This is a genomic window from Bacteroidales bacterium (assembly GCA_021648725.1).
GTDB lineage: Bacteria > Bacteroidota > Bacteroidia > Bacteroidales > JAADGE01 > JAADGE01.
This window is the reverse complement of record JAKISF010000020.1, coordinates 23283-45858: the sequence shown is the minus strand read 5'-3', so window position 1 is coordinate 45858 and position 22576 is coordinate 23283. Positions and strand designations below refer to the sequence as shown.

General features: G+C 32.3%; 12 protein-coding genes and 1 riboswitch. Of the genes, 1 reads left to right on the top strand and 11 read right to left on the bottom strand.

Translation table 11 applies throughout. The annotated features are described in order from the left end of the window. Nucleotides 1-15: 15 nt before the first annotated feature. Genes L3J35_08770 through L3J35_08755 form a run of 4 tightly spaced genes read right to left on the bottom strand, consistent with a single transcriptional unit; the run spans nucleotide 16 to nucleotide 6884 of the window. The gene (locus L3J35_08770; GenBank protein MCF6366280.1) at nucleotides 16-1362 is read right to left on the bottom strand and encodes a hypothetical protein; all 1347 of its coding nucleotides are present in this window, start codon (nucleotides 1360-1362) and stop codon (nucleotides 16-18) included. Nucleotides 1363-1383: 21 nt separating this feature from the next. Next, on the bottom strand, nucleotides 1384-2334 hold the full coding sequence (locus L3J35_08765; protein MCF6366279.1) for a hypothetical protein: 951 nt from the start codon (nucleotides 2332-2334) through the stop codon (nucleotides 1384-1386). Between the two features lie 11 nt (nucleotides 2335-2345). Then, the gene (locus tag L3J35_08760; GenBank protein MCF6366278.1) at nucleotides 2346-3755 is read right to left on the bottom strand and encodes a SusD/RagB family nutrient-binding outer membrane lipoprotein; all 1410 of its coding nucleotides are present in this window, start codon (nucleotides 3753-3755) and stop codon (nucleotides 2346-2348) included. Nucleotides 3756-3761: 6 nt separating this feature from the next. Next, nucleotides 3762-6884, bottom strand: coding sequence for a SusC/RagA family TonB-linked outer membrane protein (locus L3J35_08755; GenBank protein ID MCF6366277.1), 3123 nt, complete (start codon nucleotides 6882-6884; stop codon nucleotides 3762-3764). Between the two features lie 305 nt (nucleotides 6885-7189). Here L3J35_08755 and L3J35_08750 point away from each other — a divergent pair, with 305 nt between their 5' ends. Continuing rightward, nucleotides 7190-8920 carry a phospho-sugar mutase gene (locus tag L3J35_08750; GenBank protein MCF6366276.1) on the top strand — a complete coding sequence of 577 codons (1731 nt, stop codon included), beginning with the start codon at nucleotides 7190-7192 and terminating at the stop codon, nucleotides 8918-8920. A 51-nt stretch (nucleotides 8921-8971) separates the two neighbouring features. Here the strand turns inward: L3J35_08750 and L3J35_08745 are convergent, their stop codons facing one another. The 7 genes from L3J35_08745 to L3J35_08715 all read right to left on the bottom strand — a co-directional run bounded on the left by L3J35_08745 (nucleotide 8972) and on the right by L3J35_08715 (nucleotide 22237). Beyond that, nucleotides 8972-12508 carry a T9SS type A sorting domain-containing protein gene (locus L3J35_08745; protein MCF6366275.1) on the bottom strand — a complete coding sequence of 1179 codons (3537 nt, stop codon included), beginning with the start codon at nucleotides 12506-12508 and terminating at the stop codon, nucleotides 8972-8974. Between the two features lie 253 nt (nucleotides 12509-12761). Beyond that, the gene (locus L3J35_08740; protein ID MCF6366274.1) at nucleotides 12762-14450 is read right to left on the bottom strand and encodes a tetratricopeptide repeat protein; all 1689 of its coding nucleotides are present in this window, start codon (nucleotides 14448-14450) and stop codon (nucleotides 12762-12764) included. Between the two features lie 41 nt (nucleotides 14451-14491). Next, nucleotides 14492-14977, bottom strand: coding sequence for a cytidine deaminase (gene cdd / locus L3J35_08735; GenBank protein ID MCF6366273.1), 486 nt, complete (start codon nucleotides 14975-14977; stop codon nucleotides 14492-14494). Nucleotides 14978-15118: 141 nt separating this feature from the next. Beyond that, nucleotides 15119-16579: an aminoacyl-histidine dipeptidase gene (locus L3J35_08730; protein ID MCF6366272.1), complete on the bottom strand. Its 1461-nt coding sequence runs from the start codon at nucleotides 16577-16579 to the stop codon at nucleotides 15119-15121. A 13-nt stretch (nucleotides 16580-16592) separates the two neighbouring features. Beyond that, nucleotides 16593-17300 (bottom strand): LytTR family DNA-binding domain-containing protein, encoded by a 708-nt coding sequence (locus L3J35_08725; GenBank protein MCF6366271.1) that lies wholly within the window; start codon nucleotides 17298-17300, stop codon nucleotides 16593-16595. A 21-nt stretch (nucleotides 17301-17321) separates the two neighbouring features. Further along, on the bottom strand, nucleotides 17322-20543 hold the full coding sequence (locus tag L3J35_08720; protein ID MCF6366270.1) for an MFS transporter: 3222 nt from the start codon (nucleotides 20541-20543) through the stop codon (nucleotides 17322-17324). 20 nt (nucleotides 20544-20563) lie between these two features. Further along, on the bottom strand, nucleotides 20564-22237 hold the full coding sequence (locus L3J35_08715; GenBank protein ID MCF6366269.1) for a cache domain-containing protein: 1674 nt from the start codon (nucleotides 22235-22237) through the stop codon (nucleotides 20564-20566). Between the two features lie 124 nt (nucleotides 22238-22361). After that, nucleotides 22362-22563: riboswitch (cobalamin riboswitch) on the top strand. Nucleotides 22564-22576: the final 13 nt, after the last annotated feature.

The window sequence follows — 22576 nt, the reverse complement described above, 5'->3', positions numbered from 1 at the left end:
ATCTATTAAAAGAAATTACTGAATTTTCTTTCTCTCAATAGGTTTGTTATTCGTATTTACAGATACAAGGTTCTTTGTACCGATTGTAACATCCGCTTCAAAGAAATCATTTGCTCCGTAACCCCAAGATTGAAGAGCGGCAGCAACCCAAAATCCGCCTTGATCCATTTCATATTCTATATGAAGAACACCTTCTGCTGTCCATGTTCCTGATACATTAATTATATCATAATCATATAACGTACCATTATAGTCAGTAGTCATACAATACTGATCAGCAATAGAAATTGTATTATCAGGATTTAAGGTAATTACTAACGGTGCATAACTTACAACTGTTTCACTCCATATATCTTCCATAAACCTGGTATTTATTTTATGCAGTAATAAATCTGTTCCGCATACAGTAGTATAAATCTCCGATGGATTGTTCGACCAATAAGCGGAAATATAATCATCTACTCCACCGTATGAACCAATAAACGCATCTAAAGGATCTACATATTCTGCAAGTGTCCAAGTTGTTCCCGATTTTGTAATTTCCATTAATCTAAACCCTTCCGAACAAGTTGTTGCTGTTGAAATTGAGAAGAAAGAAGGAAAATCATTTGTTGCAGTAAATACACCTGATTGCATAAAATCCAATGATATATTTAAATCAACATCTCCTTGGTCTCCTAAATCCATAGCAGAATAAAATGCTACAGTTACATAATATAACCCATCAGGTACATCAGCTGCAATCATGGTAACTTCTTCAAAAGAACCTCCGTCAGAGCTATAAATTTCGTTTCCGGCATCATCTGTTACAGAAAGAATTAAATCTGCTAAATCAGTAGCAGAAATTAAAGCTCCGCTGACATCATAAACTTCTTTTGCACTTGACCAACTCATACCTACAACTAAATCATCAGATACAGCATTTACAATTGTAAAATCCGCCGTAACCGGAGTTATTGCAGCATTGGCTGTTCTGTCATCACCAATCTGAATTTTAAAGGTTTCTGTCGGTTCAAACTCATCGTCTGTTAAAAAGTTCACAGTAAAACTTGCTGTTGTTTTTCCTGCAGGAATCATAACTGTTTTAGTACTTAAAGAGAAATCAACGTCCTCCGTAGCCGTGCCTTCGAGAACTAAAATATGAACAGCTACATCAACAATTTGTGCTACATCCATGTTAAGTGTTATCGTATGGCTACTTTCAGTACCATCATTAGCAGCAGTTATAGTTCCTAAATCTACTGTAATTGTAGGATTTGTAGGAGTTAGCTGCGAATGACCGGTAAAATCATCTTTTTTCTTACAGCCCGCAAAAACAATTACAAGCATAAGAAAAATTGATAATATTTTTATATTTTTCATATTATTAAAATTTTAAATTAATTATTTAACATTATTAGCTTGAATATTTTGAGCCTCTATTTTATCTTTAAAAAATGCTCCTTTCGTTACCAATACATAATCAGCAACATATTCTCTGCAATCTCCTCCGTAACAAACAGTATATTCAAAATGCAAGTTTCCGGTAGCTCCGTCAACTGTACCTGTCCCGGACAAAATATTTGCCCAATATCCGCCAAGGTATTGCTCTTTCATAGTAATCGAACCGCATACATCTTGGAAATAAAATCCGTCATCTCCTGGAGCTAAATCACCCGGATTAACCCAGTGCCCTGAACTTGATGTTAAGTATTCACCCGGAGCTACTTCATAAATAACTTCGGCATCTTTGTGGAACGGTTGATTAACAATACCTGCACTTGTTCTGGTATATAAACCGTCTAACACATAAGTTGCGGCTAAGTCAGACAAACAATTAACCGTAACAGAAAACATACCGTAGCTGTCTGCAGGGAAATACTCAGTTCCGTCATTCTTTATAACTTTTACCCAAAAATCAAAAGTATCTCCGACTTTTAAGTCAGCAGATGTAATATTTAATCCATCGTAAAATTCAGCCTCAGTTGTATATGCTAATACATACGGTAATTCAGTTACAGATGCAACCACAATCCAATCGCCTGATACCACTACAGTACTATCTTCTCCTGCATCGTTTTGAACGACACCTGTTGTATTATAACGTTTTACAATTGAATAGCTTGCAACATCTGCAGTTATTCCGTTAGGAATATACAGTTCATAATCTAAAGCGACATCTAAAGGCAGAAACGCATCTGTTTCGGGTAAACCTAAAAATTTGCCGCTTGTATTTTCAATAGAAAGCAGCACTCCTCCTTCTTGAACAGGAGTAACATCTTCCGGGTTAATACATGCTCCTATAAATAATAAGAAAGCAGCAAGTATAAAATATAATTTTTTTATTGATTTCATAATTCTAAATTTTATTTGTTCCACCAAACTTTTGTTGTTAATAAATCAGCACCTTGATTTGCAACAGCATTTGTATAATTTGTTGCATTCAAAGATTGTTCAGAAGAAGGATAAGTATATCTTGAAGGAATTTCATCTATTGCACCTTCAATAGCCGGTGTTAATACCGGGTATCCGGTTCTTCTCCATTCAGTCCATGCTTCAACTCCTTGGCAATATAGAGCTAACCATTTCTGATTCCCTATTTGCTCTAAAGCTGTAGCTTCCGTTACAGATAATATCGGCATTGAGAATGTTGATATTCCGTTTTCATTCATTGATGCAGTAACACCGGCATTAAAAAAGTCAGCCGTTGTACCTGAAATATATCCTTTTTGAGCTGCTTCAGCTTTTAGAAACATAAACTCAGCATAAGATAAGAAATATGCAGGTAATTCAGGGTCTAAGTAACGCTCTCCTACAGGAGAAACATTATTATAATCGTATTCTGCATTAGGAACATTAAAAATTCCTGCGGGTTTTCCTCTATAATCACCGTCATCATTCGGTTGAGCATAAACCATCAAGCGCGGGTCATTATCCCCTGCTAACATATTTACCAAAACATCACTTACCTTAAACTCATCTCTTACACCAAAAATAATTGTTTCATAAATAGGATTTGCATTCGGATAAGAATTCAAGTAAGGCAATTTAGCCTCATCAGAAGATGATGTAAAAACCGGTCTGGTTAAAACATCTGCTAACTGAGCTGAAACATCTGACACTGAAGACATTCTCATTAACACTCTAAATTTTAGAGTATTGGCAAACTTCTGCCATTTCATATAGTCTCCGTTATACATTAAGTCGGAAGATGAATTAACTATACCTTCTCCCACTGTAAATAGTGTATTAGCATCATCTAACATCGTAAGAATGCCGGTATAAACATCTGATTGAGTATCATATGCCGGAGAAAGTATACCATCATCAGTACTTAAAGCTTCAGTAAAAGGAACATCTCCGTATAAATCAGTCAACAAAGAAAAAGCATAAGCTTTCATTGTTAAAGCAACTCCTTGCATATTGGTATTTTCTTCTGCAACTGCCAGTTTATACATGATATTTGCATCGGATGCCAAGTCTTCATATAAACCATCCCAAACCATTCCGATTACACTCTCTCTTGGTATATATCTTTCTTCATCATTATACTGAACTTTTGCCCATTGCTGTGACCAACACGAGCCCATATCACCACCTACAAATGTACTGTACAGAACATTCCCGGTGTTTCTCAAAGCATCCGCAATTAATAATCCTGACTCAATTTCTGTCGGATTATTCGGATCGGTATTTATTGTTTCAAAATTTTTATCACAACTGGTTGAAAATAACAATGATGATAAAAATAATGTAAATACTATAATTTTTTTCATAATTAATTAAAATTTAAAGTTAATATTAAACCCTATACTTCTTGTTGAAGGTAACTGACCAAATTCTTGACCTTGTTCACCGTTAGCACTGCTAAAAGCAGTTTCCGGGTCAATATGAGGAATATTGGAATAAAGAAGAGCTAAATTTCTTCCTACAAGTGAAATAGATAAATCTCTGATTGGTAAATTAGACAATAATTTTTTAGGTAATGTATAGCCTAAAGTTGCTTGTCTTAACTTAATATAAGAAGCATCAAAAACAGAACTTTCAACATTATTGTTTGAATAAGCAGCTTTATTAAAAGCTTCTGCTGTTACAACAATATCATTTGTACTATATGTTCCGTTTCCGTTATCAATTACACCTTCTCCGACAACTCCGGTTTCTCTTCCTTCTAAAGTTTCGGATAATATACCCGCATATCGTCCCCATGTAGTAGTCATAGAGTGAACATCTCCACCCATCTTAGCATCTATAAGAACACTGGCACTAATTCCTTTATAAGTAATTGTATTACTTATACCGCCTGTCCAGTCAGGTTGAATATTACCTATTACCTGATACTCATCATCTAAAGTAGGTAAACCGTTTTTATAAATAATATTTCCTTCAGGATCTCTTGCATATACAGATCCGAAGATTACTCCGTAAGGCATACCCGGACGTGCTTGTAATGACATATTCCATTGTCCGCCTAATGTTAATGATTCTAATCCGCCTAATGAAACTACTTCATTGTTATACTTAGACCAGTTTAAATTTACGTGCCAATTAAAGTCCTTTGTTTTTAATACATCTGCACCGAATTGAATTTCAATTCCGCTATTACTCATTTCTCCTACATTATCCCATGCCGACAAATAACCTGTTGAAGCAGAAACTTCTACAGGAACAAGTAAGTCTTTACTTTCTGAATTGTAATAAGAGAATTCAACATTTGCTCTTCCGCCGAACAATCTAGCATCAAAACCGAATTCCATAGATGTCGTAGTTTCGGACACTAAGTTCGGGTTATTCAAAGTTGTTCCGTTGTACGGTAACAACACATCTCCCCAAGGATCTGTTCTGAAAGAAAATGTTTGCCTTAATGCATACGGGCCTAAAGCACCGTCTCCACCAACAATTGCATAACTTCCTCTAACTTTTAAGTAAGAGAGGATATTGGATTTTATAGAAGCCATTTCAGTTACATCTGCACTTAAAGAAACAGAAGGGTAAAAGAAAGAATTGTTGTCAACAGGTAATACGCTTGACCAATCATTTCTACCTGAGAATTCTAAGAATAAATAATTTCGGAACGCTAAAGAGCCGTTAAAATAAACACTATTCACTCTTCTTTCCGAATTATAGTTTGTAAGCACGGCAGTAACACCGGATTTTACATTAGAAAGATTGTAAACGCCATTTAATTCTAATTGAGGGGCTTGCCCTACAATACGGTTATAAACTGTTTTCATTTGATTTCCTCCAAGATTTAAACCTAATACTAAATCTTCAGATAAATCTTTATTAAACATAATCAAAACATCAGAGTTAGTTTCATACCATGTTCTGAAAACTTCTGAATAAAAACCGTTAGGATATTCATTGGAACCGAAGGCTTTTCGTTGAGTTGTTACAGATGACCAATAGTCAGTACCTGATCTTACTTGTGCCGTTAAGTAATCCGTAATTTTATAACCCATCTTAACATTTCCGATAAGTCTGTCTTTACTTAATCCGTTTAAGTTTGTATTCAGTACCCAATATGGATTATTTTGAAAACGCGTATTCCAGTTCAAAGGTGTTCCTGCTGCAGCAGTATTATCTGCTGATAACGGAAGGTTTTCATAATCTCTCAATTGAGTAAAATCAACATTTCTTCCTGCCCATATCATTTGTTGAACAGGGTTTTCATTGTTATAACCAACAGTCGGTAAATTATCGCTTCCGGATTTAATATAGTTTATAGAAAGTCCTGCATAAAGTTTTTCTGATAAATTCGCAGTTGCCGACCCGTTTAACGTAATTCTGTTAAAATCTGTATTCGGGACAATACCGGTTTGCATTAAGTTTGTAGCAGAAAGTCTAAAACTTGCATCTTCATTTCCTCCTGTCAAAGCTAAGTTTTCGTTATGGGTAATTCCTAAGTCATAAAAATTCTTAATGTTATCAGGAACTGATACCCAAGGCTCAGGACTTGCTCCGTTTGTTGTAAACTGAACAGCTTCCAAACCAATATCTAAAGGCATTCCCCAACTTTCGTCAACAGCACCACTTCCTGTATGTCCGTCAATAAATTCAAAGAAATTATTGCTGGCACCTTGACCATATGAATTTTGGAAATCAGGCAAAATTAAAGGCGATTCAACCGTTAGACCTGAATTGAACGAAACTCCAAGACCTTTAGAACCTTTCCCGGTCTTAGTTTGAATCAAAATTACACCGTTTGCAGCTCTGGAACCATATAAAGCAGCTGCATTTGCACCTTTTAATACAGAAATAGATTCAATATCGTCAGGGTTGATGTCAGCAGCACCTGAAGGAGTATCAAACCCCCCGTAAGAGGCAGCAGAACCATAATTCGAATTATTAATCGGAATACCGTCAACAACGAAAAGAGGTTCGTTATTACCCGTAATTGAGGTTGATCCCCGAAGAACAATTCTTGAAGAGGCACCTACTGCACCTGAAGAATTTGTAACTTGGACACCTGCAATTTGACCTGATAATGAGTTTACAATATTCGTTTCTCTTGCTTTTGTAAATTCATCTCCGCTTACATTTTGGACAGAATAGCCAAGAGATTTCTTGTCTTTACTTATTCCAAGTGCTGTTACAACGATTTCTTCCAATGCCTCACTCGAAGGCTTTAGAGTAACATCTATTACGTCACCGGAAATAGCAACTTCTTGTGTTTCCATAGCTATGTACGAAAACACCAAAGTGTTAGATCCTTCAGGAACATCAATTGAGTAAGTACCGTCACCTAAAGTCATGGTGCCAACCGTTGTTCCTTTTACGAGTACACTGGCTCCGGGAAGTACATCTCCGGCATCGTCAGTAACTGTACCCGTTACTGTTTTTTGAGCATAAACCTGCATTCCTAAAATAGAAAAGAATGCAAATAATAGCATTAGTTTTTTCATAAACAAACAATTTTTAGTTAACAATTAAAATTCATTTTATCATACAAACATAAGAAAAAAAATAGTTGCTACCAAAAAACTTCTTACCTATATTTTAACAAACTTGCAGAATGTCAATGTACATTGCTGTTTATCAGCCCAATAAAGAGTCTTAAATTTGTTAAAAATTGTTAAAGTAATTCGTATTTTATTAATATTCAGGCTATAAACTGTTTTTTCTTTGAATTATCAAATTCTGTATTTTTTTTTTATAAATATTATCTGCATTTTTACATTTAAAATTATTTTAAAAAATTATTAATAGTATGATACAAAATATTCCGAAAAATGTTGAGTTATGGCTTACCGGAGATTATGACAACAATGTAAAAAACGAAATTAAATCTTTGATTAAACAAAAAAAGTTTGAACAACTTACAGATGCTTTTTATAAAAACCTTGAATTCGGAACCGGAGGATTAAGAGGTATTATGGGTGCAGGAACAAACAGAGTAAATAAATATACTATCGGAGCTGCAACACAAGGCTTAAGTAATTATATTAGAAAAAACTTTCCTGAGCTTAAAGAAATCAGTGTGGCTGTTGCTCATGATAACAGGAATAACAGTCGTTTTTTTGCAGAATTAACAGCAGATATATTTTCTGCAAACGGTTTTAAAGTTTATCTTTTTGAAAGTTTAAGACCTACACCGGAGTTATCTTTTGCATTAAGGCATTTTTCTTGCCGAAGCGGTGTTGTAATAACAGCTTCACATAATCCGAAAGAATATAACGGATATAAAGCTTATTGGGATGACGGCGGACAGGTTGTTTCTCCGCACGATAAAAATATAATTAACGAGGTTAATAAAATAACAAATATTAATGATATTAAATTTAAGGGAGTAAAAGATAAAATAGAAATTTTAGGAAAAGGCTTTGACACCTTATATATTGATAAACTGAAATCATTATCACTTTCACAGGATATAATTAAAAAATATTCCGATTTTAAAATTGTTTATACCCCCATACACGGTACAGGTGTTAAATTAGTTCCCGCAACTTTAAAAGCATTCGGCTTTAAAAACATTTACAATGTTCCGGAACAAGATGTTGTTGACGGAAATTTCCCTACCGTAATTTCTCCTAACCCCGAAAATGCAGAAGCACTTAAAATGGCTATTCAAAAGGCAAAAGAAGTTGACGCCGATTTAGTTTTAGCAACTGATCCTGATGCTGACCGGGTAGGAATTGCAGTGAAAGATTTAAATAATGAATTTATTTTACTTAACGGAAACCAAACCGCATCAGTTCTGATATATTATTTAATAAAAGTAAGGGTTGACAAAGGTTTAATAAAAGGAAACGAATATATTGTAAAAACCATTGTTACATCTGAATTATTGGCTGATATTGCAAGGAAATTTAATATTGAATATTATGATACTCTCACAGGATTTAAATTTATTGCAGAAATTATTAAAGAAAACGAAGGAAAGAAATTATTCATCGGAGGCGGTGAAGAAAGTTACGGATATCTTGCAGGCGAATTTGTAAGGGATAAAGATGCTGTTATGTCTGCAGCACTAATTGCCGAAGCTGCCGTTTGGGCAAAGAACCAAGGTAAGTCTTTTTATGAAATGTTGGTTGATATTTATGTTGAATTCGGTTTGTATAAAGAAGTTTTGGTAAACTTAGTAAAAAAAGGAAAAAAAGGTTCGGAAGAAATACAAAAAATGATGACCGAGTTCAGAGAAAATCCGCCGAGAACTATTGCAGGTTCAAAAGTTATTGAAATAACAGATTATTTATTGCAACATTGCGAGAATTTAGTAACCGAAACTGTTGAGCCTGTTAATCTTCCGAAATCGAATGTTATTCAGTTTTTTACGGAAGATAACTCAAAGATAACTGTACGACCTTCCGGTACAGAGCCGAAAATTAAATTTTACATAGGTTTAAAGGCTGATTTGTGTTGCAAAGAAAAATATGAACAAGTTAACATAGAACTTGATACAAAAATTAATAATATAAAGACGGATTTAGGGATTTAACTTCAATAAAAATGTCAGTGTGGACTACAAACCACACTGACATAAAATAAATTATTTTAAAATTAATTTCTTTGTTATTATACCTTGCTTGTATTCTATTTTAACAAAATAAACTCCCTTGCCGTAATTTGACAAATCAATTTCTAACTGATTATTTTTTATTAAATGTTGATTATTAAATACAACTTTTCCGGTTATACCATTGACACTGACATTTACAACTTCTCCAAAGTTCGAAATTCCGATAAAGTTTATTGTTACTTTCCCTGTTGCAGGGTTTGGATATATATTTATTAACTGAGAATTAAGTTTTTCTATATCAGATGATAAATAACCTTCATTCGGATTTTGAATTGCAGTTTCTGTTAAATAAATTTCATTTCCTTCACTACCGTAATATTCACAAACCATTGCTGTATATTCTCCGTCAGCACCATTTACCCAGAAGTCTCCGCTTCCAAACCCATTAAAAACACAATACCAACCGGTTGTTCCTATTTGGTCTCCACTGCCAAAATCTAAATTGCTTGCATAAGTAGTTCCGTTAACAGGGGAAGGTGTTTCCGGTAACACATACCCTTGTTTCATAAAAACAACTGCATTACACCCGTTCCCTTGTGTCCAACTTATATAACCCTGACCTTTAACCGGCTGGGTAATGAGTAGATTTGTTGCCTGCACTTTTTCATATTCATAGGCACCCATTGCAGGATACTGAGTATCTCTGGCATTTCCTTCAATATCAAACTCATAATAAGAACGATACTCAGCATGTGCAATTGCCGGTGAACATGCTTGTAAGTTTAAATCATCATCAGAAGTAAAAAGAGCCTCATCAAAAATAGAAAATACACCGCCACCGGTCCATGTTTTCCATTCTGATAAAGACAATCCTCCGTTTGTATTAATTGCCATGAAACTAAAATCGTTATTTCCGGCTGCATAGAATAAATTTTTATCATTCAGCATAAAAGGAGATACGTCTGAATTTACCAATACTGCTGCTGCAAAAGTCATATAGGTTGCCCCCGTACGTTCTCCCAAAGTATTTGAAATAATATTATTTACAAAACTAATTCCGCTTCCGGCTCCAATATTAATTCCGCCGGTCATTGTATTATCTGCTCCCGTTCCTATTCCGTAAGTTGTATTTTCAGGAATATTTATTGAATTATGCATAATGTACATTCCGCTTGTCATTGCAGGACAATTAATTGCTATTCCTGCGGGGAAGTTATTTTCAAATGAATTAGATGCAATGTTTGAAATTCGATTATTAAAAATTCTCATATCTGAAGGTGTACAATCAGAAATACCGATAGCTTGAACAACATTATTTCCTGTATGAATTAAGTTATCAATATAGTTATCTGAAATAATTACATTACCTGTTAAATCATTTATTGCAATTGCTCGTATTGCATCAAAATCTTGGTTATCAATTAAATTATAGATTTTATTTCCTGAAATTGTAATTGCTGATGCAAACTGTGAGCTAATTCCGTAATGTAAATATTCACTTGAATTTTCAGAGCCTATTTCGTTTTTTAAAATAGTGACATCACTACCGTTATAGCTTAAAATACCTAAACGAGCACGAGAAATTAAGTTATTTTCAATTGTTACATTAACACAATCAGAAAAACCTATTCCTACACTTTCATTTTCTTTGCTTCCTCCTTTTATTATGCAATTTTTAACTGTTATATTCTCTCCGCTGTTAGAATATGTGTTTTTTACTACATAACCTGCAAAAATTGTATATGTTGTATTATTTGCAGATATATTTGAAATTGTTAAATCTCTGCTGTCAGTTCCGTTATTTGAACCATCAATAATAATATAATCTGCATTTATTTTTATTATATAATCTGCATTACTTTCAATAAAATGAGCTGTGCCGGCAGCCGGTTTTATTGTAAGAGTGTTTATTTCACTTGCTCCTGTGAAAGACTGAATGCTAACAGGATAAGCATCGGAGATATAATTATAATCGGCAGAAAGTTCAAAAACAACAGCACCGTCAACACCTCTTAATTTTATATCTTCCAAAGCATCATATAAAGTAGGATAATCATCGCTTGTTCCTTGCCCTATTGCATAAGTTCCGATTAAAGGTAAATCGACAACTGTTATTTGTGAAACTTGCACATGTGTATTTCCTGAAACATCGCTTAATGTAACATCAACATTTAAAATGCCTACATCTGACTGATTAAAAGTACTTTGACTTAAAGTTGTATCAGCAATTATACAATTATCTGTTGCATTTGTTACAACATTAAATGCTGAGATTGTTGCATTACCTGTTGCATCAAGTTGAACTGTTAAATTTTGAACAGCCAGAGTTGGGTTTATGTTATCTCTAACATCTATTGTAGAAACTTGAACGTGTGTATTCCCTGCAACATCGCTTAATGTAACATCAATATTTATAGGTGTACCAACATTTGAGCAATCAAAAACACTTTGGCTTAGTGTTGTATCGGCAATTATACAGTTATCTGTTGCACTTGAAACAATATCGGATGCCGTAATTGTCAGGTTGCCTGTTGCATCTAAAAAGGCTATTACATCAGCAGAAACAACTAAAACAGGATTTTCAACATCATCTGATGCCGTAAAAGTAAGGATATCAGAACTTGCACCGACATCTCCGACTGAACTTTTAAATGCTCTTACTCTTGCATAATAAGTATTCCCGTATGTAAGGGTTGAGTATATTTCGGATGTAGCTGTTCCCATATCTTTATACGGGTTATATCCTGTAACATAAGTTGCAAAAGTAATATCTTCTGCTATTTCAAGATAATAATTTTCAATTCCGCCTGTTACGGGAGCTTCCCATTGCAATGATGAAGTACAACCATCGGAAGATAGATTTTGAGGAACAACCATTGCATAGCTTTCTGTCCAATCTTCATCAATCATATTATTTAGAGTTCCGTTATGTAAATTTGGAGTTATATCAGGCAAAGCACTTCCGCTTATTTCATTAAAGTTATAGTATGCAACAAGATTTGCAGATGCAGGGTCTATTTCGGAGTTCATATTATCTTTAATTTCTTGTTCTGTTCGTACATCATTCCAAATTCTGACTTCATCGATATTACCGTCAAAAAATCTTGGGATATCGAGATAATCTACACCAATTGTTAAGGGATCGATATTTGCCGTAACAACTAATGGTGTTCCCGTAAGTGTTTGCTCTATACCGTTAAGGTAAAGTCTTCTTGTTCCGTTATCGTTTACGGCAGCAATATGATGCCATACTCCGCTTGTTAAAATTCCGGATTGGGTATTCATTTCGTCAAAAGTCAAACCGGAATATGGTGCTGTGCCTGCTAAACGAAGTAAATATCCGTTACTGCCGGGGGTATGATATTTACAAACAATTCCTCCCATAGAAATAAAACTTTCAGGCATTATCCATGCTTCTATTGTATAATTTGTTGTTAAATCAAGTGCATCATTATCATTAATGTTTACATAATCATTTGTGCCGTCGAAATTTAGGGCATTTTGGGCTTGTATGCTTAATAATGACACAAGCATTATTGCTAAAAATAATGTTAGATTTTTTGTCATGATGTTATATTTTAAATTTATAAGATATTTCCGGATTAATATAATTTAAATTATAAAAATAAAACAAACCTCTCAGAGAAAAGAATAACTAGGTATGACAAAAGGTATGACAAAATCACAAAAGGGTGATAATCTGACTGTAACAATAGTCATTTCAATTAATATGTCGTAAAAAGCCTATAAAGATTTGAAGAATTATGGCTACTGATGCAACTTTCAACAGTTAGTTTGCACCTTCTTATCAAAAATTAAATTAAATTGTTTTCAAATAAACGGCTATATCTGTTCCGGATTCAAGTTGAAGTTTTTTACGAAGCCGATTTCTGTTTTTGCTTACCGATGTTTCGGAAATATTCATTATATCAGCAATTTCTCGTGTTTTTAAATCCATAATGAGAAAAGCACAAAGTTTGATTTCATTTTCGGTAAGACTAGTAAATATTTCATTAATTTTTGTAAAAAATGAAGGGTACAAATTATTAAATGTAAGTTTGAATTTCTCCCAATTTTGATTTGTCCTTAGGTTATTATTAAGAATACTAAGAGTTTCTCTGTTTGCTGTTTTAGGTAATGATTTTTTAATTTTTCTTAATGTTTCATTATATGAAATAATATTTGCAATGGCTTGCGAAAGTTCTTTTGCCTTAAAATTTAATTCTTTTTCTTTAAATTCCAGAATTGTTTTCAGTTCGGTATTTTCTTGTTTTACAATTTTCTCATTTTGAAGTCGTATTTTTCGTTTTAAACGAAAATTGAAAATTACAAAAATTAACACTGTAATAAGGACAAGCAATATTACAAACAAATATGTTTTTTGTTGCTTTTGTATTTTGTTTTTATGTTGTTCTTCAATTATTTCACTCTCTTTCAATTGCAATTCATATTTTGCGGACATTTCATTAATTTGCAATCTCATTCTGTCGTGATAAAAATCATTTTGCATTATTCGTGCAAGTGAAAGAAAATCATAAGCTGTTTTATATTTGCTCATACGAGTATATATGTCTGCCTTTTGAAGATAAAGACGCATAAATAAGTTTTTATTCTCATTTACATCACATAGTTCCAAAGCATCGTCAATTACAGAATTTGCTTTCTCAAAATTATTTAATGCTATATACACACTGCTCAAATTTATTGATGCATTCATAGCATTGTGAAGTTTATTTTGTTTTATAAAACCTTCAACTGCTTTTGTGCAATATTCAATTGCTTCTGAATATCTTTGCTGTTGTTCAAAAACAAATCCCAATTCATTTTGTGAACTTGCAATATAATCATTAAACAGCTCTTTTTCCGATATTTGAATACACAGTTCGGAATATTTTATTACTGTATCTTGTGTGGAAATTTGCGGATCGCCCATTTCGTTGTAAAGTGCAGCTATTCTGTTATAAGCAAATGCCTTATTTTTTAAACTTAAGTTATCATTTTGCAAAGCTTCTTGAATTATAAATATTCCTTTATGGTACTCTCTTTTCTCACGGTAAGCTTCAGCCAAATATATTTTACTTTTTAAAGCAATATCTGAATCAGCATCAACATTATCTAATATTTCAAAAAGTAAGGGAATTGCATTATCAGGCATTGATTTATTTGTATATTGTTGAGCCTGAAACAAAAGTTTTTCCTCATAAGTAGATGTGTCAGAAGTTTCATTGAAAATAATCGGAGTACTTTTAAACAATGGATCGACTTCATATAAAAGAGCAATTCTTGTTTTTATGAAGTTAATTTTTGCTTCCTGAATATCGTTTAATGTATATGTTCGGGCTTTATTTATATTTTCTTGTGAAATATCTCTTGTTTTCTCAAACAGCTCAAGGGTATTATTATAAATACTGTCAAAAAATATCTTATTACTTGTTTGAGAAAATGTTGTCTTATTAAGAAACAGAAAAATAAGAAGCAGTAATTGTATTTTAATTGAATATTTATTCATAAAAAAACACTAAAAAAAGACAGGCACAATAAAAAGAAATTCTATTCCGATAAAAAATGCTCATCAAAATTTAAAGGAAGCAGATTTTTGGCATCATTAATAACCGTAATTTTATTACTGCTTACCAAATATATTTTAATAGGTGTTTTAAATCTTGTTTCGGTTTCCATAATAACTTGTCGGCACGAGCCGCAAGGAGGAACAGGATTACCTACAAACTTATTATTTGTAAAGGCTGAAACTGCTATTGCTTTTACCGGAACATCCGGATATTTTGAATTTGCATAAAAAATAGCCACGCGTTCGGCACATAAACCCGAGGGGTATGCAGCATTTTCTTGATTTGTACCGGTTATTATTTCTCCGTTTTCAAGCAAAACCGCAGCACCTACATTAAATTTAGAGTAAGGAGCATATGCATTTTTTACGACTTCTTTTGACTTATTAATTAATATTTGTTCATTTTTGCTTAATTCTTCGGGAGAATCATACTCGTATGTTGTTGTTGTTATTTCTACTTTCTTCATAATAACTTCTTGTTAAAACCTTTTTTATATTATATTCGTCAAGTAATATCTAAAGGTATTTTTATACTGCAAAAATATTGCCGAGAAAACAAAGCCTCACAAATTTCTAAATATGTGAGGCTTTTTAATTATTATTACTAATTATTTTTCAGGTACATTTTTGAGAGTATCCACTAAAAAGTCCCAAAACTTTTCTACCGTATCAATTTTAACTTTTTCATCGGGCGAATGAGGGAAACGAATAGTAGGTCCGAAAGAAATCATATCCCAATTTGTATAAGTTGCACCGAGAACGCCACACTCTAATCCTGCATGAATAATTTTTACTTCGGGAACTTTACCGAACTTTTTATTATATGATTCTTTCATTGCTGCTAAAATCGGTGAATCAAAGTTGGGTTTCCAGCCGGGATATTCACCTGAAAATTTCACTTTTGCTCCTGCAAGTTTAAACAAACCTCCCATTGAATCTTGTAAGTATTGTTTTGCGGTATCGGAAGAACTTCGAATAAGGTTCGCAACCATTATTTTTCCTTTTTCTGATTTTACTATTCCGAGGTTTGTTGAAGTTTCGGGTATATCATTCATTCCGTCAATAAATCTTTGCGGACCGTGAGGTACTGCATTTACTGCTTTGTATAACTTTTTAGCAGTTTTATTATCGATTATGAATTCGGGCATTTCGGTTTCTTCCGCAAACATTTTAAAATCCGGGTCAGGAACTTTAATTTCTGCCATAACCTTTGCTTCATATTTTTTTACGCATTTATTAAATTCAGCAAGTTCGGATTTCGGCATCGTAATAATTGCAACTGCTTCTCTCGGAATTGCATTTCTTAAATCTCCGCCTGAAATATTTGTTAATTTGGTTTTATGGTTTTTTGCCGTTTTTTCAAGAAACCTGAAAATTATTTTGTTTGCATTTCCTCTTTGCAGGGGAATATCAATTCCGGAATGACCGCCTTTTAAGCCCGTAACTGTTAATTTAACAGCAACAGAATCTTTCGGAACTTTCTTTTCTTTATATTTGAAGGTTGCAGTTAAGTCAATTCCGCCGGCACATCCTATGTATAATTCGCCTTCATCTTCAGAATCTAGGTTCATAAGAATATCTCCGTCTAAAAAGCCGGGTTTTAAATTAAATGCACCCGCCATACCTGTTTCTTCATCAATAGTCATTAAAACTTCAATGGGTCCGTGTTCAATATCTTTTGATTCTAAAACAGCCATTGCCGCTGCAACTCCCATTCCGTTGTCGGCACCTAATGTTGTTCCTTTTGCTGTTACCCAATCACCATCTACGTATGCAGAAATCGGGTCTTTTTCAAAATCATGTACGGTATCATTATTTTTTTGAGGAACCATATCAAGGTGTCCTTGCAAAATAATTCCTTTACGATTTTCCATGCCGGGAGTTGCCGGTTTTTTTACAATCACATTTCCTATCTCGTCTTCAACATTTTCTAATCCTCTTTCGTTTGCCCAGGATTTCATATAATCAATAATTGCTCTTTCTTTTTTTGAAGGGCGTGGTATTTTTGTAAGTTCGACAAAGTTTTTCCAAACTATTTCCGGTTTTAATTTTAATAATTCTTCGTTCATTTTATAAGTTTTTCTATTTATTAACAATATTTATTTTTTTCATAAAATCATCTTTATATGATTTTGATATAGGAATTGATTTTCGTTTATCTTTTGTGTTCATTATAATCATATTGTCGTCAATTCGTTCTACTTTGTCTTTATTAACAATATATGACCTGTGAACACGTACAAATTTATCAGCAGGTAATTTATTTAATAATGCTTTCATGGTAAAATGGATTGTATGTTTGTGTTCGTAAGTTGTAATCACAACATAATTTTCCATAGCTTCGATATACATAACATCATCATAAAATAATCTGACAAAAGAAGATGAACTACTTTTAACAAATATTCCTTTTGAATTATCTTTCTCTGCTTCTTCTTTATGTCTGGTATTTGCTTTTGTAACAGCTTTCAGAAACCTTGAATATACGATAGGTTTCAGTAAATAATCCGTAACATCATGCTGTATTGCTTGTAAAGCATATTTTTCTTTAGCTGAAACAATGATTATTTGAGGCAGATTATCAAGACTTTCTAAAAATTCGACACCGCTCATTCCGGGCATTTCAATATCTAAAAAAATCAAATCGCTCGAAGCATTCTTATTAAAATAATTTGCAGCATCAACCGCATTATCAAATGTTTCGGTTAAAGAAACTAAATCTGTTTTACTTATGTATTTTTCAATTACGAGTCTTGAAACTTTATCATCATCAATTATAATACAGTTCATAGTATGTTTTTTTATGTGTATTTATTGTATAATATCAAATATATGCTGCAAAATTTTAGTATTATCTACTAATAAATTAAAATATTGAAATCTGTTAGCAACTAATACGACTGTTTTTTTGCTTGCGGTTAAGTATTCTGTATCACTGTCAATATTTAATCCCGGTGTTAATACAACTTTCTTTGAAAATTTTTCTTCTGATTTTTTTCCTGCATCTTTTATTAATTCTCCTCTTATTAAAATAAAAATACTTTCGTTTCCGTTTGAATTAAAGAATATTTTTTCTCCTTTTCCGAGTTCATTAACGCTTATAATTTCGGCTAATTCGACAAGCAAATAGTCGGGGATACTAAAGAAAAGTTGATACCTTCTTAACAGTTTTACTTTATTTTGCAATAAAACGCCGTTATTTGTAAGAATATCCGCCAGTTCTTGTTTCTTATTTGACATATTTTTTAGATACTCAAAACATTTTTGCGGATTTTCATCATAAATAATTTTTGCTGCTGTTGAATAAACTAATTCATCGGGATGAAACAGACTTAGGAATACTTCATCCGGCAATTCGCTTTTTTTAATTTGTCCCAGAACAGGTTTTGTATTTTCATTTGTCCACGGAACAATATCTTCAAAACTTTGTTCACTGCTGATGTTTTTATCTTTTTCCTTATTTCTGTGAACCCTTTCGAGCATTTCTAATGCTTTTGCAACTGCCCATGTGCTAATTTTGTCAAAATCAAGAGTAATGATTGAGCGAAGCCGGTCATTATAAGCTAATCTTTTATGAGGGAAATATTTTGATAATTTTTTAATTTTTTGAGGCGTAGATATATCGTCAAAAATCGGAACGATATAAGGTTTTAAATCCGGTTGAATAAAGTTATCAATGAGCTCTAATGCGTATATTGTATTTTTTCCTATAATATTTTTCTTAATCAGATTTATTATTCTGGGTTCATGAAGAAAGCTTAGTAAGCTGAACAGCATCTCATAATTTGTTTCTCGTTCTTGGTCGAGAGCTAAAAAAAGCTTTAAAGTATTTTTTTCAGATTTTATATCACTTAATGAGGTTAGTATAAGCAATAAATTATCGGTTACTCTGAGGATTTTTTCTTTAATTATTTTTTCTTCTTCTTCGGGAGCTTGGTATTTACAATAAAATAGTGCCCAAATTACAGCTAATTGAATTTTTCTTGAAGGGTAATTAATTTGTTTAACTATTAAAGATTTTGCCGAGCTTGAACCCATTTTAGCATATATCTCAATAATTTTTAATAATACAGCCTCATCTTCTGTGTTTTCATATAAATCATTCAGTTTATTTAATGCTTTTTCTCCTATATCAAGCAATGCAGCCATACTGACGTGATAATATTCAGGAGATTTTAATAAAAATACTAATTGCTCAATTAATTTGTCGGTTTTAATTCCTACCGCTAATCTTACCGCTGAGTTTTTAACTGTTTTATCATTAAATTTGAATAAATTCAAAATATATTTTTCAATATTCTTATCATTTGAATTTTTAACCAAGTACTTGATTAGTTTTACCTTATCTTCTGTTTTATCAGACTTATCAAGTATTTCGGGCTTTATTTTTTCAACTTCATTAAAATCTAAAAGTGAAACGGCATGTTTTGCACATTCGGCAACTTCTTTTTCATTTTCATTTTCAAATTGTGTTTTTATTTGTTTAACAATCCTTTCTCGCCACGTCGGATCAATACTTTTTAAAACAGCTTTGTTAATTTCATTATCATCTTTTTTTATTAATGAAGAAATATAAGGTTCAAAAATTCTGGGATTTGTTTCTGCAAGAATAGTTACACTCAGCCTAACAACATTATCGTTGAACTTTTTAAATTTTTTTGATAATACTTCCGTACCATATCTGTATTTTGAGGTGTCGTGTCTTTTTTGAGAACTCATCTCTTTCAAAATTTCTCTCAACTTATCTTTATATGCCAAATATAATTTTCTGGCTACAAATACCCATAACACTAAAATGGGCAAAAAGAATACAGGGAAAAATTCTAAACTGAACCCTCCTCCTAAATTTAACAAAAGACTTAATGCTAATAATAGTGCCCCGGCAATTGCAATAGCAAATTGCATTACTATGCCTACTTTTGATTGAACCGCTAATTGCAAATTACTCGGTAAAGGTTGGTATAAAATATTAAAAGCAGGATCGTCAAGCCCTCGTCTCATTATTCTTTCAAATGATTTGTTTAAAACCATTAATATCAAAAAAGTAATTGTAACTGCTCCTACAGTAAACCCGATAAAAAGTGATATAAAAACAATAAGTGTAATTGAAACGGGTAATACAATTAAGCCGAGTTTTACTCCGTATTTTACTAATATTCTGCTTGAAAGATATGATATTATAAGTTCTCCGACCTTTAAAGCAGCAAAAACAAGTGCTAAAAATCCTGCAACAGAACCTTCTTTTATAAATAAAATACTTTCTTGAACTTTAATTGCCGAAAGGAATCCGAAATCAGTAATATAAATTACTGTCATAGATAATGTTGCAGACAAGAATATCAATTTAAAATATTTGTCTTTGATTAGGTGTTTAAAAGTTGTTTTTGTTTCGGTTTTTGAAACCTTTTCTTTTTCTTTTTTCTCAGGAAACTTTTTATAAATAAAATACAATACCAATATTGCCGCTCCGAGACTTGCAACGGAGACGAGTAAAAGGTTATAAGTTGAACCTATATAATTTGTTAAAACAGGAATTATCAAATAACCTAAAATTGAAGCAATAACACCGCCCATATTAATTAATCCGAACAAACGTTTTATTTGAACTAAGTTTAATAACCGTATTGCTAAACCTCCGGATTCAATTCCTGCAAGAGAAATAAAAGGCCAAGCCCAAATAAAAACAAAGAAGCTTAAATATTTAGGATCTATAAATCCTAAAGCAATTCTTCCGAAAAGACTTATTATCAGCATAAAAGCTAATGCAGATAAAAAGAGATATTTACTTTTTACTTTTTGTTGAAAATATGAATATAAAGATGAAATAATATATCCTACCAGTCCTGCCATAAGATATGCATAAGGTAATTGCTCACTTCCGTATTCTCGTATAAAAACAGAGTTTGCCTGAACAAAATAAAATGCAATAAACAGTCCTATAAAAAAAGAATGTAAAAATAATAATACGAATTTATTTATCTCATCAGATTTTAATCCTAAGGTTTTAATTAATATCTTATTGATATTTGACATAATTCATTTTAATAAGTTCATTATTTAATCGACAAAATTGATTTCTCTTCTTTTAATGTTGTTAATTTTCGCCTTAACATCTTAATTTCTTTTTCTTTAGCAATCAAAGTTTCACTATAATTTTCTTTTTCTTTTAACAACTCGTTATATTCTTTTTGTAATAAAGATGTTTTTGTACTAATTTTTGCTGCATATAATGAAGCTGCAATACTTTCAGAAACTTTTTCAACAAACTCAATATCAAATTCATCTATAATATCTAATGAAGCCAACTCAATAATACCGATTAAGTTGTCTTCCATCAATAACGGAATAATTAATATTGATTTAGGATTTGCTGTTCCCAAGCCTGAGCGAATCTCAGCATAATCATCCGGAATATTTGTTATATAAATTTTTTCTTTTTCGTATGCACAAGCTCCGATTAATCCGTCGCCTATTTTTATCTTTTTTTCTTTAAATTTCCGTCTGTTATATGCTATTGATGCCGTTAATTCCAAAAAAACATCTTCTTTATTTTCATCATTTAAGATAAAAATACCACCCTGAATACCCTTAACATAAGATACAAGATTACCTATTACGGCGTATGATAATTCTCTTATATCTTCACTGCCTTTACGCATAAGTTCACTAAACATGGCATATCCTTCATTTGCATAATTTCTTCGCTCATTTTCTTCCGCTCTTTTTTGTTCTTCTTCTTTTGCAGCCTTAAGACTTTCTCTCATATCTAACAACGAAATACCCAAATTATCTTTGTCGCTCAAAGGTTTAAAGCCTGCATCTAAATTCCCCTTTTCTATATTTGATGCAAACTCTGAATATGTATTAACTCCCGCAATCAACTCACTTAAAGATTTATTCATATCTCCTATTTCATCAGACCTTTCTGTCTTATCGGGTTCTATGATATGCCCTTTTGACATATGAAATAATTTTTGTTGAACAGAATATATTGCATCCGTTATTGTTTTTCCCAAATAGAATAGTGTAACTGTTGCTAAAGCAATTAAAACAAAACCGAGTATTAAAATTATTTTAATCATTTTGCTCGTTTGTTTATTTAGTTCTTCAGTTTTACGAGCAACCATCTTATCAATATAATCAACATAAACACCTGTTCCTATAACCCAGCCGTATGGTTCAAATAATTTTATAAAACTCAATTTCGGAATTCTTTCATTTGTTCCCGGTTTATAATAGTCATATCCTAAAAAACCTTCGCCCTTATTTGCAATAATAACATCTGCAAATGCCTCATAAACATTCTGTTGGGTGTCCTTTATATAGAATACCTGAACTGTTCCGTTCATTTCCGGTTTTATTGGATGCATAATAACCGTATAAGGCGGATTAACTTCATTTAACCAAATATAACCTGCATCTCCGAATGATATTTGCTCAATATCTCTTATCGCTTGCCTTAGTTCAACCGGATAATCTTTAATTTTAACAGAATTAAGTTGATACCTGTTCTTTATCTCCGAATATGATTTATTCAATATTTTATAAGCATTATTAACATGATCTTTTAATTGGTTCTTAATAATATCTGTTTGCTCATTCCTGTAAGATTCAATACTTTCAAGAGTTCTGCTTCTGTATTCTAAAATAGAAAATACCGTAACAACAAGCATTGTAACTAAAACCGTTACACCTGTATATAAAGGTATTTTCGTTCTTATATTCATTTTTTATAATGCACTGTTTTAATAAAACCCGAAAGATACAAAAAAATATCATTTTGTATAGTATTCATTGAATTTTAGTTTACAGATTTTTCTTTTTAAATGCATTTTTCAGAAATTATTATTTAAGTTTGCAACCGAATCAGGTAAGCAAATTTATTTCATACAGTTTGCTTAAAAGGGAATGCCGTCAGAATCGGCAACAGTACCCGCTGCTGTGTTCTTCAATGTTTTGAACATTTTTTTGCCACTGTTTGGATGCATACAAACGGGAAGGCGTTCAAAATAAGGAGTAAGTCAGAATACCTGCCTGTTTTCGCAGATATTATCCGAAGCTTTCGG

What these genes read in the sequence shown, in the direction of transcription:
- L3J35_08755 (MCF6366277.1), bottom strand. Translation starts at nt 6,884, where the DNA reads ATGAAAAAACTAATGCTATTATTTGCATTCTTTTCTATTTTAGGAATG.
- L3J35_08730 (MCF6366272.1), bottom strand. Translation starts at nt 16,579, where the DNA reads ATGAACGAAGAATTATTAAAATTAAAACCGGAAATAGTTTGGAAAAAC.
- L3J35_08715 (MCF6366269.1), bottom strand. Translation starts at nt 22,237, where the DNA reads ATGAATATAAGAACGAAAATACCTTTATATACAGGTGTAACGGTTTTA.
- L3J35_08770 (MCF6366280.1), bottom strand. Translation starts at nt 1,362, where the DNA reads ATGAAAAATATAAAAATATTATCAATTTTTCTTATGCTTGTAATTGTT.
- L3J35_08745 (MCF6366275.1), bottom strand. Translation starts at nt 12,508, where the DNA reads ATGACAAAAAATCTAACATTATTTTTAGCAATAATGCTTGTGTCATTA.
- L3J35_08725 (MCF6366271.1), bottom strand. Translation starts at nt 17,300, where the DNA reads ATGAACTGTATTATAATTGATGATGATAAAGTTTCAAGACTCGTAATT.
- L3J35_08740 (MCF6366274.1), bottom strand. Translation starts at nt 14,450, where the DNA reads ATGAATAAATATTCAATTAAAATACAATTACTGCTTCTTATTTTTCTG.
- L3J35_08720 (MCF6366270.1), bottom strand. Translation starts at nt 20,543, where the DNA reads ATGTCAAATATCAATAAGATATTAATTAAAACCTTAGGATTAAAATCT.
- L3J35_08760 (MCF6366278.1), bottom strand. Translation starts at nt 3,755, where the DNA reads ATGAAAAAAATTATAGTATTTACATTATTTTTATCATCATTGTTATTT.
- cdd (MCF6366273.1), bottom strand. Translation starts at nt 14,977, where the DNA reads ATGAAGAAAGTAGAAATAACAACAACAACATACGAGTATGATTCTCCC.
- L3J35_08750 (MCF6366276.1), top strand. Translation starts at nt 7,190, where the DNA reads ATGATACAAAATATTCCGAAAAATGTTGAGTTATGGCTTACCGGAGAT.
- L3J35_08765 (MCF6366279.1), bottom strand. Translation starts at nt 2,334, where the DNA reads ATGAAATCAATAAAAAAATTATATTTTATACTTGCTGCTTTCTTATTA.